Source organism: Curtobacterium sp. ME12 (assembly GCF_903970855.1).
Taxonomy (GTDB): domain Bacteria; phylum Actinomycetota; class Actinomycetes; order Actinomycetales; family Microbacteriaceae; genus Curtobacterium; species Curtobacterium poinsettiae_A.
On sequence record NZ_CAJCKD010000056.1, the window covers coordinates 1 to 14059 of the forward strand.

A 14059-nucleotide genomic window follows, 5' to 3' on the forward strand; every position below is an offset into this window, starting at 1 on the left:
CACCGGCCGTCCGCACCGACCCGGGCGGTCTGCTGGGCCGACGACCCGGACACCGACAGCAGCACCGTCGATCCGGGGTACCCCGTCCCGGAGACCGTGCCGCCGGTGGGCCCGGCGGCCGCCAGTGTCGGCGGGACGATGACGTCCGAGGCCGGTGCACTCGCGACGGGCAGCGCGGCGACGAGGTCGCGCACCGTGAAGACCTGTTGCGGGCCGGAGCGGACGGTGCCGAGGCAGGCCCAGGAACCGTTCGGGTCCACCCGGGTCGTGCACCCGGACGAACCCGTCGCGGCCGGACCGGTCACCCGGACGGTGTGCCCGGGGGTGCCGGTGCCGTGGAAGCGCGTCGTCCCCGTCGTGACGTCACCCGGGTCGGCGATGGTGGGCCGGACGGCGGGACGCGTGGGGGTGGGCGTCGGAGCGCCCGGCCGGCCGGGACTCGGCGGAGCGATCTCGCTCGGCTCGGGGGTCGCAGTGGGAGTGGCGGCTGCCCGGGCGACGGGGACTGCCGGGGCGTCCGCAGCGGCAGCCTCCACCGACGTGCCGTCCGCGGCGACCGCGACGGCCGGGGCGACGGCGGCGCCGAGCAGACCGGCGACGAGGACCGTCGTCGCCGCTGCGAGCAGGGCGAAGCGGGGACGACGACGAGGGCCGTCGCCCCCGACGGCCCCCTCGTCCACGTTCTCCCCGCTCGTGTTCACCGGACCCATCCCACGGGATCTCGGACGTCCGGTCAATACACCTCGCGGATGAGGTTCGGTATCGGGCCGCAGTCCGGGAACCCGGTGTGCGTGACTCGGGAATCGGCCGTGAACACTGCTCACGGAACGGAGCATGCTCAGCGCGTCGATAGACTTCACGATGGCCGTTCAGGCCAACGCAGCACCGCGGATCCCGACGCGCAAAGGAGTACGCCCGCATGGACACCGGACTCGTCACGACGCTCATCGTCGTCGGAGTGGTGGTGGTCGTCCTGGTGATCATCGGGATCTACCTCTGGGTGACGTACAACTCCCTCGTCACGCTCAAGGTCCGGGTCGACGAGGCCTGGAGCGACATCTCGGTGCAACTGAAGCGCCGCGCCGACCTCATCCCCACCATCGTGGACACGGTCAAGGGGTACGCCACGCACGAGAAGGCGGTCTTCGACGACGTGACGAAGGCCCGCGCCGAGACCCTGTCCGCCGGTGACGCCGACACGGCCTCCACCGCCGAGGGGCACATGCAGAAGGCGCTGAAGAGCGTGTTCGCGGTGGCCGAGGGGTACCCGCAGCTGCAGTCGAGCCAGAACTTCCTGCAGTTGCAGTCCGAGCTCGTCGACACGGAGGACAAGATCCAGGCCGCCCGCCGCTTCTACAACGGTGGCGTGCGTGAGCTGAACACGAAGATCCGGGTGTTCCCGAACTCCACGTTCGCGAAGAACCGCGGCTTCTCCGAGGCGCCGTTCTTCGAGACGAACGAGCCGGCGGCCATCGCCGAGCCGCCGCGAGTCCAGTTCTGACCCCAGCGTCGGATCCGACGTGTACAGCGCCATCGCGCGGAACAAGCGCAACACCGTGGTCATCGTCCTGGTGTTCCTGCTGATCATCGGCGCGCTCGGGTTCCTCGGCGGGTACCTCGCCGGCAACGTCTCGATCGGCTTCATCGTCCTCGTGGTCGCCCTCGGGTACGCGGTGGTGCAGTACTTCCTGGCGGCACGGCAGGCCACCGCGATCGCCGGTGGGGTCGAGATCGACCGCGTCTCCGAACCACGGCTGTGGCGGACCGTCGAGAACCTCGCCATCGCGACCGGCATGCCGATGCCCCGGGTGTTCGTCATCCCCGACCCCTCGCCGAACGCCTTCGCCACCGGGCGCGACCCCGAGCACGCGGTGGTGGCGGCGACGACGGGGTTGCTCGAGCTCATGGACGACCAGGAGCTGCAGGGCGTGATGGCGCACGAGCTCGGACACGTCCGGAACTACGACATCCGGGTGTCCACGATGGTCTTCGGTCTCGTCGTGGCCGTCGGCCTCATCGCCGACGTCCTGCTCCGCATCTCGATCTTCAGCGGCCTGTCCGGCGGGCGGAACCGCAACTCGGACAACGGCGGCAGCGCCAACCCGGTGCTGCTCATCGCCGGGATCGTCGCCGTCATCGTGGCCCCGATCGCCGCGGCCGGCGTCCAGGCGGCGGTGTCCCGGCAGCGCGAGTACCTGGCGGACGCGACGGGGGCGATGACGACCCGGCACCCGGAGGGCCTGGCGCGGGCCCTCGAGAAGCTCGGTGCGTACGGCCGACCGATGCAGACGCAGAACTCCTCGATGGCGCACCTGTGGATCGCCGACCCGATGCGCCCCGGTGTGATGGACCGGCTGTTCTCGACCCACCCGCCGCTGCCCGACCGCATCGCGCGGTTGCGGGCGAACGCCGACCGGTTCTGACGGATCAGGAGACGCGGTCGGCGGCCGTGTCGTCGGCCGTCTCGACTGGTTCCGGGGCGTCCGCGTCGTCAGCGGACTCGTGCGGCACCAGGGGCACTCCGAGCGACCCGGCGACGGCCGCAGCAGCGGTACCGCGATCGGTCACCTCGATCGCGCCGAGGCCCTGCCAGCTCGCGGTCCGTCGCAGTGTGTCGGCGAGACGCTCGGGGTCCAGGTGCTCGCCCGGCTCCTGCCAGGCGGTCCGGACGCGGAGCACGCCGCGCTGCCGGTCGCTCTTCAGGTCGATCCGGCCGACGAGCCGGTCGTCCTGCAGCACCGGCAGCACGTAGTAGCCGAACACCCGCTTCGGGGCCGGCGTGTAGATCTCGATCCGGTAGTGGAAGCCGTACATCCGCTCGGCCCGTCGCCGGAACCAGACGACCGGGTCGAAGGGGCTCAGCACCGCGTCCGCGGTCATCTGCCGGGGGACCCGAGCGCCCGCGTGCAGCCAGGCCCGCTCGCCCCACCCCTCGACCCGAACCGGCAGGAGCTCGCCGGCGTCGGTGAGCTCGGCGATCGCGGTGGCCGTGTCGTCGGAGCGCAGCCGGTAGTAGTCCGCGATGTCCGCTCGGGTGCCGATGCCGAGCGCCCGTGCGGCCTGGCGCACGAGTTCGCGCACGGCGTCGGCACGCGGTGGGGCGGTCTCGAGGAAGCCTGCGGGCAGCACCTGCTCCGGCAGGGCGTACACCCGCTCGAAACCGGCTCGTCCGGCACTCACCGCCTCGCCCCAGCGGAACATCTGCTCGAGCCCGAGCTTCACGTCGCTCCACCCCCACCAGGGGCCGCGCCGAACGTTCGACTCGTGCTCCACGGCGCTCGCCCGCATCGGCCCCTCGGCCCGGAGCAGCGCGTGCAGTTCGCGCCGGACGGCAGCGGTCCGGGTGACACCGTCGACCCGGGTCGGGCCGGCGTCACGCTCCCGCAGGGCGTCCATCCGCCACCGGAAGAGCCGCAGGTCGTCGCGGGGGATGAACGCCGCCTCGTGCGCCCAGTACTCGGTGTACGGGCCCGAGCGTCCGAGCGTCAGCCGGTCGAGCGTCGACCGGTCGTAGGCCCCGAGCCGGGCGAAGAGCGGCAGGTAGTGGCTGCGCTCGAACACGTTCACGGAGTCGATCTGCAACAGCCCGAGCCGGCCGAACGCGGCGTTCAGGGCACGCGTCGAGACCGGCTCGGCGGGTGGTCGTCCGAACCCCTGCGCGGCGAGTGCGACCCGGCGGGCCTCGGCGGCGGAGAGCGTCGACCTGGGCATGCCGTGACGCTACCGAACCCCGCCGACATGAGGGTCCACGAACGTATGCCGCATCTGGCACCTGACGCGAAGCACATCGCTACACTCGGGCCCATGGCATGGGGAAGCAAGCAGACACACCCCGACCCCGTGGTCGAGGAATCCGTCCCGGTCGGCGTGCGCATCGCCGGTGCGTGGTCGTGGCGGGCGCTCGTCGTCGTGGGCGTGATCGCCGTCTTCATCTGGCTCGTCACGGTCTTCAGCGAGATCCTCATCCCGTTCCTGGTCGGCATCGTGGTCTCGGCGCTCCTCGTGCCGATCTCGAACTGGCTGCAGCGGCACCACGTGCCCAAGTGGCTCGCCGTCGTGATGAGCCTGCTCGGCGGCATCGCGGCACTCGGTGGCCTGATCTGGCTCGTCGTCGACCAGATCATCGCGTCCTACCCGTCCCTGCGTGACCGGACGGTCGACCAGTACGCGAACATCAAGGACTTCGTCCTGAGCTCCGGGTTCGGCATCAGCCAGTCCGACGTGAACGGCTGGCTCGACGACGGCACGAAGTGGCTGCAGGACAACTCCGCGTCGATCCTGTCCGGGGTCGCCAGCGCGGGTTCGGGTGCGACGCACGCCTTCGAGGCGCTCTTCATCATCCTGTTCACCACGATCTTCCTGCTGATCGACGGCAAGAACGTCTGGCGCTGGTCCGTCCGGCTGTTCCCGAAGAAGGCCCGCGCAGCGGTGGACGGCGCCGGTGTCGCCGGCTGGATCACCCTGACGAGCTTCATCCGCGTGCAGATCTTCGTCGCGTTCGTCGACGCGGTCGGCATCGGCCTGGGGTCCTTCATCGTCGGGCTCTTCTTCGGCGGCATGCCGCTGGTCATCCCGATCGCCGCGTTCGTGTTCCTCGGCGCCTTCATCCCGGTCGTCGGTGCCATCGTCACCGGCTTCCTGGCGGTGTTCGTCGCGCTGATCTTCAACGGTCCCCTCGCGGCTGTCCTGGTGCTCGGGGTCGTGCTGCTGGTCCAGCAGATCGAGGGCCACATCCTGCAGCCGCTCGTCATGGGCAACGCGGTCAAGGTCCACCCGCTGGCGGTCGTCCTCGGCGTCACCGCGGCCTCCGGTCTCGCCGGCATCGCCGGAGCGTTCTTCGCCGTCCCGCTGATCGCGACGCTGAACGCCATGGTCACCACCATCGCGAGCGGACGCTGGCGGCGGCTCGACTCCGACCACGTCCTCGAAGCGACGCCGAAGCGCGGGCAGCACGGGCAGATCCAGTTGCTCCGACGCCGTCGGCACAAGGTCGGCGACGACGTCCCGGCACCGGGCGTCGACTCGGGTCCCTCGGCCGAAGAAGACACCGCCAGCACCAACTGAGCGTCACACGAGTTCGCCGCGGGGGCCGGGAGCGACGATGATGGGGGAGTGACCGACACCAGCGCCTCTCCGCACACGCTCACCGCGATCCCGACCCTCGCGGACATCGAGACGGCGCGCGAGACCATCAAGGGTGTCGCACGCGTCACCCCGATGGAGACGTCGCAGTTCCTCGCCGAGCTGCTCGGGTCCCCCGTCCACCTGAAGTGCGAGAACCTGCAGCGCACGGGTGCCTACAAGGTGCGCGGTGCCTACAACCGCCTCTCGACCCTGTCCGCGGAGCAGCGTGCCAAGGGCGTCGTGGCCGCGAGCGCCGGCAACCACGCACAGGGCGTCGCCCTCGCCGCGCGCGAGCTCGGCATCCCCGCGACGATCTTCACGCCGGTCGGAGTCGCACTGCCCAAGCTGCAGGCCACCCGCCACTACGGCGCCGACGTCGTGCTGCGGGGCCACTCCGTGGAAGAGGCGTTGAGCGCCGCGAAGGACTTCGCCGCCCACACCGGCGCCGTGTTCATCCCGCCGTTCGACCACCCGGCCGTGATCGCCGGGCAGGGCACGCTCGGCCTCGAGATCATCGACCAGGTGCCGGACGTCGACACCGTCGTGGTGCCGATCGGTGGCGGCGGCGTCATCTCCGGCATCGCACTCGCCGTCAGGGGCATGGCCGAGCGCCTCGGACGGCCGATCCGGGTCATCGGTGTGCAGGCCGAGAACGCCGCGGCCTACCCGTCCTCGATCACCGCCGGCGAGCCCGTCACCATCACCACGAAGCCGACCATCTCCGACGGCATCGCGGTGGCACGCCCCGGCGACCTGAACTTCCCGATCATCCGCGACCTGGTCGACGACATCGTCACCGTCTCGGACGACGACACCGCCCGCGCACTGCTCGTCCTGCTCGAGCGCGCCAAGCTCGTGGTCGAGGCAGCGGGGGCCGTCGGCGTCGCCGCGATCATGTCCGGTGCCGTCCGCGACACCGGCCGCACCGTGGTGCTGCTGAGCGGCGGCAACATCGACCCGCTCATGATGGAGCGCGTGATCACCCGTGGGCTCGTCGCGGCCTCGCGCTACATCGGCATCCGCATCATGCTGCCGGACCGCCCGGGTCAGCTCGCCCGGGTCGCCCAGGTCATCTCGGATGCCGGTGCGAACGTGGTCGAGGTGCTGCACACCCGCCACGGACAGGGCCTGGTCATCAACGAGGTCGCGCTGGACCTGTCGATCGAGGCACGCGGCCCCGAGCACGCGCAGGAGGTCATCCAGCGCCTGCACGAGGTCGGCTTCCGCCCGGAACTCCTCGAGCACTAGTCCGCGACGATCCACGAGTCGTTCGACGCGTGGGCCGTCGGACGCGCGGTGCGCGTCCTGGGCGCGACCAGCGGACAGACAGGAGGCCCGTGGCGGCGTCGCCACGGGCCTCCTGTCTGCAGTGGGCCGGGTCTACGGCTCGTAGCGCTCGATCTTGACGACCTCGACGGCGATCTCCTTGCCGTTCGGCGCCGTGTACGTGGCCTCGTCGCCGGCCTTGAGGCCGACGATGGCCGCCCCGACGGGGCTGACGGGGCTGTAGACCGTCAGGTCGGAGCCCTCGGCGACGATCTCGCGGCTGCCGACCAGGAAGGTGGACTCGTCGCCGGCGATGACCGCCGTGACGACGGTGCCCGGCTCGACAGTGCCGTCGAACTCGGCTTCGCTGACGGTGGCGTGCTTGAGGAGCTCGGTGAGGACGCGGATGCGGGCCTCGATCTTGCCCTGCTCGTCCTTCGCGGCGTGGTAGCCGCCGTTCTCCTTGAGGTCGCCTTCCTCGCGAGCCGCCTCGATGCGGCGCGCGATCTCGGCACGGCCCTCGCCGCTCAGCTCGTCGAGCTCCGCCTTGAGACGGTCGTGCGCCTCCTGGGTCAGCCAGGTGACCTGCGTGTCGTTGCTCATGTTCTGTCCCTTCGACCATGAAAAAACGAGACCGGCCGAGTGGTCGGTCTCGAGAGGCGAATCAGGACAGTCTAGGGAATCCAGCAGTCGTGGATCAAGCCGGTCACGCCCCGCGTCGTCGTGGTGACCTGCGTGGAGATGCTCCGGCTGCGCTGTTCGGACGCCGGGACGGTGATCTCCTTCCAGCCCACGATCGAGTAGCTCTTGTCGAGGACCTGCACGGCGCACTTCGCCTCCACGCCCGGGTCGACGGACACCTGCGAGTGGACGACGGTGCTGTGCTCGGACAGGACCTCGTACCCGATGACGTCCTGGTCGAGGCCGCGGTCGGACTGGTCGAGCCCGGCCCAGATCACCCACGCACCGAAGACCACGACGACCGCGATGGCCGCGACGATCGCGAAGAGGCGGCTGCGGCGCTTGCGGGCCGGGGTGCGGCCGTAGCGCTCGTCGAGGGTGGCGGTCTGGTGCTGTTCGGACAGTTCGGGGCTCCCGGGGTGGATATCCTGATCCCAGGGTAGTTCACGCGATGCTGTGCGCTGCCCGCGTCCGACGCCGCTCACCCGCAGTGAGGAACCCCACGTGCCCTACCGTCTGCTGGCCGTCCACGCCCACCCCGACGACGAGTCGAGCAAGGGCGCCGCGACCGCCGCGAAGTACGTGGCCGACGGGCACCAGGTGCTCGTCGTGTCCTGCACCGGTGGCGAGGCCGGCGACATCCTGAACGACCAGCTCGGCGAGCCGGCGACGAGCCGTGCGCACCGTGACATGGCGGGGTACCGCCGCACCGAGATGGCCTCGGCGCAGCAGGCGCTCGGCATCGACCACGTGTGGCTCGGCTACCACGACTCGGGGTTGCCCGACGCCGAGAAGGGCGAGACGGTCCGGCAGGGCACGTTCTCCACGGTGCCGCTCGAGTACAGCACCGAGGCCCTCGTCCGCGTGATCCGCCGGTTCCGGCCGCACGTGCTCGTCACCTACGACGAGAACGGCGGCTACCCGCACCCCGACCACATCCGCACGCACGAGGTGTCGATGGCCGCGTGGTCCGCTGCCGCCGACCCGTCGGCGTACCCGTCCGCCGGTGCCCCGTGGTCGATCGCGAAGCTCTACTACGAGCGCACGATGAACCCGCGACGCTTCAGCACGATCTTCGAGGCCCTGCAGGAGCGCGACCCGGACAGCCCCGCCGTCGAGCAGCTGCGCGAGTGGGTCGAGCGGTTCGCCGACCGGCCCGACCTCGCCACCACCCACGTCGACGTGCACGAGTACTTCGACCAGCGTGACGCCGCACTCCGCGCGCACGCCAGCCAGGTCGCACCGGACAGCGCCTTCTTCTACTGGCCGAACGACCTCCTCGCGACGGTGTGGCCGACCGAGGACTACCAGCTCGTGGAAGCACGCGTGCCGACCGAGCTCCCGGAGACCGACCTGTTCGCCGGGATCCCAGCCGACAAGGAACCGACCTCGTGAGCACCATCGCGGCGGCACTCGCCGCCACCCCCAGTCCCAGCCCCTCGGTCGTCCCCGACGTCGACGTCACCCCGGGTGTCGTCGGGTTCATCGCGATCGCACTCGTCGCGATCGTGACGATCCTGCTCGTGGTGGACATGACCCGACGCATCCGTCGGACCCGCTACCGCGCCGAGGTGCGCGAGCGGCTCGAGGCCGAGGCGAACGGCACCGCGACCGACGAGCCGGAGCGGCGCGCGGCCGAGGGCAGCCGGGCCGACGTCGGCGACGACACCGAGCGCGGCTGACGCGACTCCGAAGCGGACGGGAGGCCCGTGGCGCGACCGCCACGGGCCTCCCGTCCGCTTCGTGCGCGCCGACCGGAACCAGGCGTACCGGGTCGAACCGGGCGTACCTGATTGAACCGGGCGTACCTGGTCAGAAGTTCCTGGTGAGGACGCCCGGGACCACCATGCATCGCACCCGTTCTGGGAAGGAACGTGCGACGGTCAGCGCACCGGGTCCAGCGCGACGATGAGCACGCCGACCCACTGCGCACCGAAGGCCACCACGGTCAGGGCGTGGAACACCTCGTGGAACCCGAACTGGGTCGGCACCGGGTTCGGGCGCTTGAAGCCGTAGACCAGCGCGCCGATGATGTACGCGACGCCACCGGACAGGATGAGCACGGTCATCGGGACGCTCGCCGCGAAGAACTGCGGCAGCAGCCCGAGGGCAGCGCACCCGAGCACCAGGTAGATCGGCACGTACAGCCAGCGGGGCGCGTTGATCCAGAGCACCCGGAACGCGATGCCGAGCGCGGCGCCCGACCACATCACCCAGAGCACGACGACCATGAGCGTGTGCGGCAGGGCGCAGATCGCGACGGGCGTGTAGGTGCCGGCGATGAGCAGCAGGATGTTGGTGTGGTCGATGCGCTTCAGTACGGCCTTCACCTTCGGCCCCCACGGGAACCGGTGGTAGGTCGCGGAGACGCCGAACATCGCCAACGACGTCGCCATGAACACGGCGCTGCCGACCTTCGCCGCGGTGCTGTCGGCGAGGGTGATCAGGACGACCCCCATCGCGATCGCGAACGGGAACGCGCCGAGGTGGATCCAGCCGCGCCAGGCCGGACGGGGTTCGGCGGTCGTGGTCGCCGACGCTTCTTCCGTGAACGGGACGTGGGGGAGTGGTCCGGTCTCGTGCTCGTCCTGCATGGTCCCGACCATAGGGCCTGACCCCGAACGACAGCCACGTGTCCGGAGAGCGGGAGCCTCAGGGAGCGTGTGTCGGTGGTGCACTACGCTCGGTGCGTGACCGGGACGGCGGGATGGACAGGGCGAGGGATCCTCTACCGCGCCTACCAGCGCCGGATCCGCCGCCAGCTCGACGGTGCAGCGAAGCCCAAGCACGTCGCCATGATCGTGGACGGCAACCGCCGCTGGGCGAAGCAGCTCGGGCTCGAGTCCGCCGCACACGGTCACCGTGCCGGCGCCGCGAAGATCCCGGAGTTCCTGACGTGGTGCGACGACCTCGGCATCGAGGTCGTGACGCTCTACCTGCTGTCCGCCGACAACCTGACGGGTCGTGGCGGCGAAGAGCTCGAGGAACTCGTCGGGATCATCGCCGACCTCGCCGGGGTCCTGGCCGACAACCGTGACTGGCGCGTGCAGCACGTCGGCTCGAACGAGGGGCTGCCGGACAACCTGGTGACCGCGCTCGAACGTGCCGAGCAGCGCACCGCCGGACGCACGGGGCTGCACGTCAACCTCGCCGTCGGGTACGGCGGTCGGCGTGAGATCGCGGACGCCATGCGCAGCATCGTGCAGGCGCACGGCGCGGGCGGCGGCACCATCGACACCCTGGCAGAGGTCCTGACGCCGGAGCTCATCGGCGACCACCTGTACACGCAGGGCCAGCCCGACCCCGACCTGGTGATCCGGACTTCGGGCGAGCAGCGGCTGTCCGACTTCATGCTGTGGCAGAGCGCGCACAGCGAGTTCTACTTCGTCGAGGCGTTCTACCCGGACCTGCGCGAGGTCGACTTCCTCCGGGCGGTCCGCGACTTCGGACTCCGGTCGCGTCGGTTCGGCGGCTGAGCACGGTCGGGCGCGGCCGGCTGCCGAACCACCAGCGACCAGCCACCTGCCGCACCGGGTTCGGCGGCGGAGCCGCGTCCCAGTAGGCTCTCAGGGTTCAACCCTGTGAAAGGTGCACCACCTGTGAACATCGACGAGTACGCCGCTGGCTTCTCCGAAGACCCCGGTTACCTCGACCACGCTGCGTTCGGCCCCGTGCAGACCGCCGTGCTCGAGGAGCAGCGTGTGCTCGGCACGATCCAGGCACACATGCGCTTCGGCGCGATGGAGACCCTCGACGAGCAGGACGCCCGCGTCCGCACCGTCGCCGCCCGCCTGGTCGGCCGCCGCGAGGACCAGGTCGTCTCGCAGGCCGCGACGACCCCCGGCTTGCTGCACACCGCCTTCGGCCTGACCGGTGGCGTGCTCGTGTCCGCCGACGAGTACCCGTCGCTGCCGCTCGCGCTGGCCAGCGCGGCCTCGGCCACCGGCGGGCGGGTGCAGCCCGTCGTCATCGAGTCGGGTGCCGGCTGGGTGACCCCCGAGCTGATCCGTGAGCGCCTGACCGACGAGGTGACCGCCGTCGCGGTGTCCCTGGTCGACTGGCGCACCGGCTACCTGACCGACCTCGCCGCCATCCGCGAGGTCATCGGCGACCGCCTGCTCATCGTCGACGCGATCCAGGGCTTCGGCGTCGTCGACGCCCCGTACGAGGTCGCCGACGTGGTCGCCACCGGCGGGCAGAAGTGGCTGCACGCCGGGTGGGGCACCGGCTTCGTGGCGTTCAGCGATCGTGCCCTGAACCGGATCCGTCCGGCACTGTCCGGTCCGCACGGCACCTCCGGCTGGCCCACCGAGGTCCCGGCGGTGCGTCCGGGGGCCGCCGGCTTCCAGATGTCCCGCATCGACCCGGTCGCGCAGGCCCGGCTCGCGGTGTCGCTCGAGCGCCTCACCGCGGTCGGCGTCGCCGCCGTGCAGGAGCGTGTCACCGACCGCGTCGAGCGCGTGTTCGCGATCGCGGACGAGTTCGGGCTCGAGGTCGAGTCCAGCCGCGACCCGGCCGAGCGCGCCGGCATCGTCGTGCTCCGGCCGACGCAGGGTCGCGTGACGGCTCTGTCCGCCGCGATGCACAACCACGGCGTCACCGCGACCACGCGGCTCGGGGTCGCGCGGGTGTCCGTGTTCCCGTCGACCACCGACGAGACCCTGGACATGTTCCGCGACGCCTGCGTCTCGTACGCCACGATGCAGTAGCAGCGGCGCGGCCGCTGCGCTTGCTGCCTCCCGTCCGCGGCTCGCGAGCGGTCACGGCACCCCGCTCAGGTCCGCCGCGTGGTCACGAATTGTCGGTTGGCGCCGTCGTAGCCGACGGTTGGTGACCACTCGGTGCTGTGCGTGCGACGAGTCGCGACCAACGGACGGCCTGGAGGTGCGGTGCCAGGCCGCCACGGGCCTCCCGTCCGCGGCTCGCGAGCGGTCACGGCACCCCGCTCACGTCCGCCGAGTGGTCACGAACTGTCGGTTGGCGCCGTCGTAGCCGACGGTTGGTGACCCCTCGGTGCTGTGCGTGCGACGAGTCGCGACCAACGGACGGCCTGGAGGTGCGGTGCCAGGCCGCCACGGGCCTCCCGTCCGCGGCTCGCGTGCGGTCACGGCACCCCGCTCACGTCCGCCGAGTGGTCACGAACTGTCGGTTGGCGCCGTCGTAGCCGACGGTTGGTGACCGCTCGGTGCTGTGCGTGCGACGAGTCGCGACCAACGGGCGGCCTGGAGGCGCGGTGCCAGGCCGCCACGGGCCTCCCGTCCGCAGCTCGCGAGCGGTCACGGCACCCCGCTCACGTCCGCCGGGTGGTCACCACCTGTCGGCCGGGGCCGTCGCAGCCGACGGTTCGTGACCACTCGGTGTCACCGCCGCGCGCGGCTGCGCGAGCCACGCTCGCGTTGTTCACGCGACCGTAACTCCGGAAACCGCGTGTCGCTGGCGGGGTGTCGGGGGCCGGACGTACGTTGTCCCCATCGGGCACCGCGCCCGATCGAAGCGGCCACAGTCGGTGCTTCGGGACCCGCTCCGTGGCCGCGTTCGAGGACAGGACCGGGCCCGTCGCGGCCCGGGGATGGAGTGGTCGTGACCTCTCAGAACGTCTCTCGCGGAGCACAGCAGCAGCACACCGCGGACTCGTCCACATCGGTCGCCCAGCGCACGTACGTGCTCGACACATCGGTGCTCCTCAGCGATCCGCGGGCCTTGTTCCGCTTCGCCGAGCACGCCGTGGTCCTGCCCGTGGTGGTCGTCAGCGAACTCGAGTCGAAGCGCAACGACCCGGAGATCGGGTACTTCGCCCGGCAGGCCCTCCGGCTGCTCGACGAACTGCGCATCGAGCACGAGCGGCTCGACTTCCCGATCGCGATCGGCGACGGCGGCTCGTTCCGTGTCGAACTGAACCACTCCAACCAGTCCGTCCTGCCGTCGGGCCTGCAGCTCGGCGACAACGACTCGCGCATCCTCGCCGTCGCGTCGAACCTGAAGAACGACGGACTCGACGTCGTCGTCGTGTCGAAGGACCTGCCGCTCCGGGTCAAGGCGTCGTCGATCGGCATGGCGGCAGAGGAGTACCGCGCCGAACTCGCCGTCGACTCGGGCTACACCGGCATCGCCGACCTGCAGGTCTCCGGCGAGCAGATGTCCGACCTGTACGAGAAGGAGGAGATCCGCTCCGCGAAGCTCGACGGGGTCCCGGTGAACACCGGGGTCGTCATCCACTCGGAGCGCGGATCGGCCCTCGGTCGTGTGCACGTCGCCGGCGCCGTCGCCCTGGTGCGCGGCGACCGCGAGGTCTTCGGACTCCGCGGACGCTCGGCCGAGCAGCGGCTCGCCATCGACGCCCTGCTCGACTCCGAGATCGGCATCGTCTCGCTCGGCGGCAGCGCCGGCACCGGCAAGTCGGCGCTCGCCCTGTGCGCCGGACTCGAGGCGGTGCTCGAACGGCAGCAGCACAAGAAGATCATGGTGTTCCGACCGCTGTACGCCGTGGGTGGGCAGGACCTCGGCTTCCTGCCCGGCGATGCCGGCGAGAAGATGAACCCGTGGGCGCAGGCCGTCTACGACACCCTCGGTTCGGTGGTGTCGGACAACGTGCTCGACGAAGTGGTCGAGCGCGGCCTGATCGAGGTGCTGCCCCTGACGCACATCCGCGGCCGCTCCCTGCACGACGCCTTCGTGATCGTCGACGAGGCGCAGTCGCTCGAACGGAACGTGCTGCTCACGATGCTCTCCCGCATCGGTCAGAACTCGCGGGTGGTGCTCACCCACGACGTCGCGCAGCGCGACAACCTGCGGGTCGGTCGGCACGACGGGATCGCGTCGGTCATCGAGCGACTCAAGGGGCATCCGCTGTTCGCGCACGTCACGCTGACGCGTTCCGAACGCTCCGCGATCGCCGCTCTGGTCACCGACCTGCTGGACTCGCCCGACCTGGCGTGAGGCGTGTCCAGTCCGCACCTGACGGACGGGAGGCCCGGTGCCAGCTGGCACC

The 14059-nt window shown here is 70.9% G+C and carries 13 protein-coding genes and 1 pseudogene; 9 read left to right on the forward strand and 5 right to left on the reverse strand.

Annotation, left to right across the window (positions count from 1 at the left end; genetic code table 11):
* A pseudogene (locus H7A73_RS17325) lies at nucleotides 1-701 on the reverse strand (hypothetical protein); the annotation flags it as partial.
* Nucleotides 702-919: 218 nt separating this feature from the next.
* Between H7A73_RS17325 and H7A73_RS17330 the strand changes: the two are divergent.
* The gene (locus H7A73_RS17330) at nucleotides 920-1501 is read left to right on the forward strand and encodes a LemA family protein (protein WP_027464499.1); all 582 of its coding nucleotides are present in this window, start codon (nucleotides 920-922) and stop codon (nucleotides 1499-1501) included.
* Between the two features lie 19 nt (nucleotides 1502-1520).
* Nucleotides 1521-2423, forward strand: coding sequence for a M48 family metalloprotease (locus H7A73_RS17335; protein WP_182067134.1), 903 nt, complete (start codon nucleotides 1521-1523; stop codon nucleotides 2421-2423).
* Between the two features lie 4 nt (nucleotides 2424-2427).
* Here H7A73_RS17335 and H7A73_RS17340 read toward each other — a convergent pair whose 3' ends face one another.
* Nucleotides 2428-3711 carry a winged helix-turn-helix domain-containing protein gene (locus tag H7A73_RS17340; protein ID WP_182067136.1) on the reverse strand — a complete coding sequence of 428 codons (1284 nt, stop codon included), beginning with the start codon at nucleotides 3709-3711 and terminating at the stop codon, nucleotides 2428-2430.
* A 93-nt stretch (nucleotides 3712-3804) separates the two neighbouring features.
* On the opposite strand from H7A73_RS17340, the gene H7A73_RS17345 reads away from it, so the two are divergent.
* A complete protein-coding gene (locus tag H7A73_RS17345) occupies nucleotides 3805-5064 on the forward strand; it encodes an AI-2E family transporter (RefSeq protein ID WP_051596497.1) in 1260 nt (419 codons plus the stop codon).
* A gap of 48 nt (nucleotides 5065-5112) precedes the next feature.
* The gene (gene ilvA / locus H7A73_RS17350; RefSeq protein ID WP_182067138.1) at nucleotides 5113-6372 is read left to right on the forward strand and encodes a threonine ammonia-lyase; all 1260 of its coding nucleotides are present in this window, start codon (nucleotides 5113-5115) and stop codon (nucleotides 6370-6372) included.
* Nucleotides 6373-6504: 132 nt separating this feature from the next.
* Here the strand turns inward: ilvA and greA are convergent, their stop codons facing one another.
* Nucleotides 6505-6993: a transcription elongation factor GreA gene (gene greA / locus H7A73_RS17355; RefSeq protein ID WP_182067140.1), complete on the reverse strand. Its 489-nt coding sequence runs from the start codon at nucleotides 6991-6993 to the stop codon at nucleotides 6505-6507.
* A gap of 71 nt (nucleotides 6994-7064) precedes the next feature.
* Nucleotides 7065-7556 carry a DUF4307 domain-containing protein gene (locus H7A73_RS17360; RefSeq protein WP_017886738.1) on the reverse strand — a complete coding sequence of 164 codons (492 nt, stop codon included), beginning with the start codon at nucleotides 7554-7556 and terminating at the stop codon, nucleotides 7065-7067.
* Between the two features lie 19 nt (nucleotides 7557-7575).
* On the opposite strand from H7A73_RS17360, the gene mca reads away from it, so the two are divergent.
* Both mca and H7A73_RS17370 read left to right on the forward strand, forming a co-directional pair.
* Entirely contained in the window at nucleotides 7576-8466 is an 891-nt protein-coding gene (mca, locus tag H7A73_RS17365) for a mycothiol conjugate amidase Mca (protein WP_182067142.1), read from the forward strand.
* Nucleotides 8463-8753, forward strand: coding sequence for a hypothetical protein (locus tag H7A73_RS17370; protein WP_182067144.1), 291 nt, complete (start codon nucleotides 8463-8465; stop codon nucleotides 8751-8753). The genes mca and H7A73_RS17370 overlap by 4 nt, the downstream gene beginning before the upstream one ends.
* A 201-nt stretch (nucleotides 8754-8954) precedes the next feature.
* Here H7A73_RS17370 and trhA read toward each other — a convergent pair whose 3' ends face one another.
* On the reverse strand, nucleotides 8955-9665 hold the full coding sequence (trhA, locus tag H7A73_RS17375) for a PAQR family membrane homeostasis protein TrhA (RefSeq protein ID WP_259362992.1): 711 nt from the start codon (nucleotides 9663-9665) through the stop codon (nucleotides 8955-8957).
* 96 nt (nucleotides 9666-9761) lie between these two features.
* Here trhA and H7A73_RS17380 point away from each other — a divergent pair, with 96 nt between their 5' ends.
* From H7A73_RS17380 to H7A73_RS17390, 3 genes are all read left to right on the forward strand, one after another.
* Nucleotides 9762-10547 (forward strand): isoprenyl transferase, encoded by a 786-nt coding sequence (locus H7A73_RS17380; protein ID WP_259362993.1) that lies wholly within the window; start codon nucleotides 9762-9764, stop codon nucleotides 10545-10547.
* Between the two features lie 123 nt (nucleotides 10548-10670).
* Nucleotides 10671-11780, forward strand: coding sequence for an aminotransferase class V-fold PLP-dependent enzyme (locus H7A73_RS17385; RefSeq protein WP_110860697.1), 1110 nt, complete (start codon nucleotides 10671-10673; stop codon nucleotides 11778-11780).
* Nucleotides 11781-12645: 865 nt separating this feature from the next.
* Nucleotides 12646-14007, forward strand: a complete 1362-nt coding sequence (locus H7A73_RS17390; protein WP_182067150.1) for a PhoH family protein — start codon at nucleotides 12646-12648, stop codon at nucleotides 14005-14007.
* Nucleotides 14008-14059 lie beyond the last annotated feature (52 nt).

Excerpts from the sequence above, each read along its gene's own strand:
- H7A73_RS17330 (WP_027464499.1), top strand. The coding sequence starts at position 920 with ATGGACACCGGACTCGTCACGACGCTCATCGTCGTCGGAGTGGTGGTG.
- H7A73_RS17340 (WP_182067136.1), bottom strand. The coding sequence starts at position 3,711 with ATGCCCAGGTCGACGCTCTCCGCCGCCGAGGCCCGCCGGGTCGCACTC.
- H7A73_RS17345 (WP_051596497.1), top strand. The coding sequence starts at position 3,805 with ATGGCATGGGGAAGCAAGCAGACACACCCCGACCCCGTGGTCGAGGAA.
- greA (WP_182067140.1), bottom strand. The coding sequence starts at position 6,993 with ATGAGCAACGACACGCAGGTCACCTGGCTGACCCAGGAGGCGCACGAC.
- trhA (WP_259362992.1), bottom strand. The coding sequence starts at position 9,665 with ATGCAGGACGAGCACGAGACCGGACCACTCCCCCACGTCCCGTTCACG.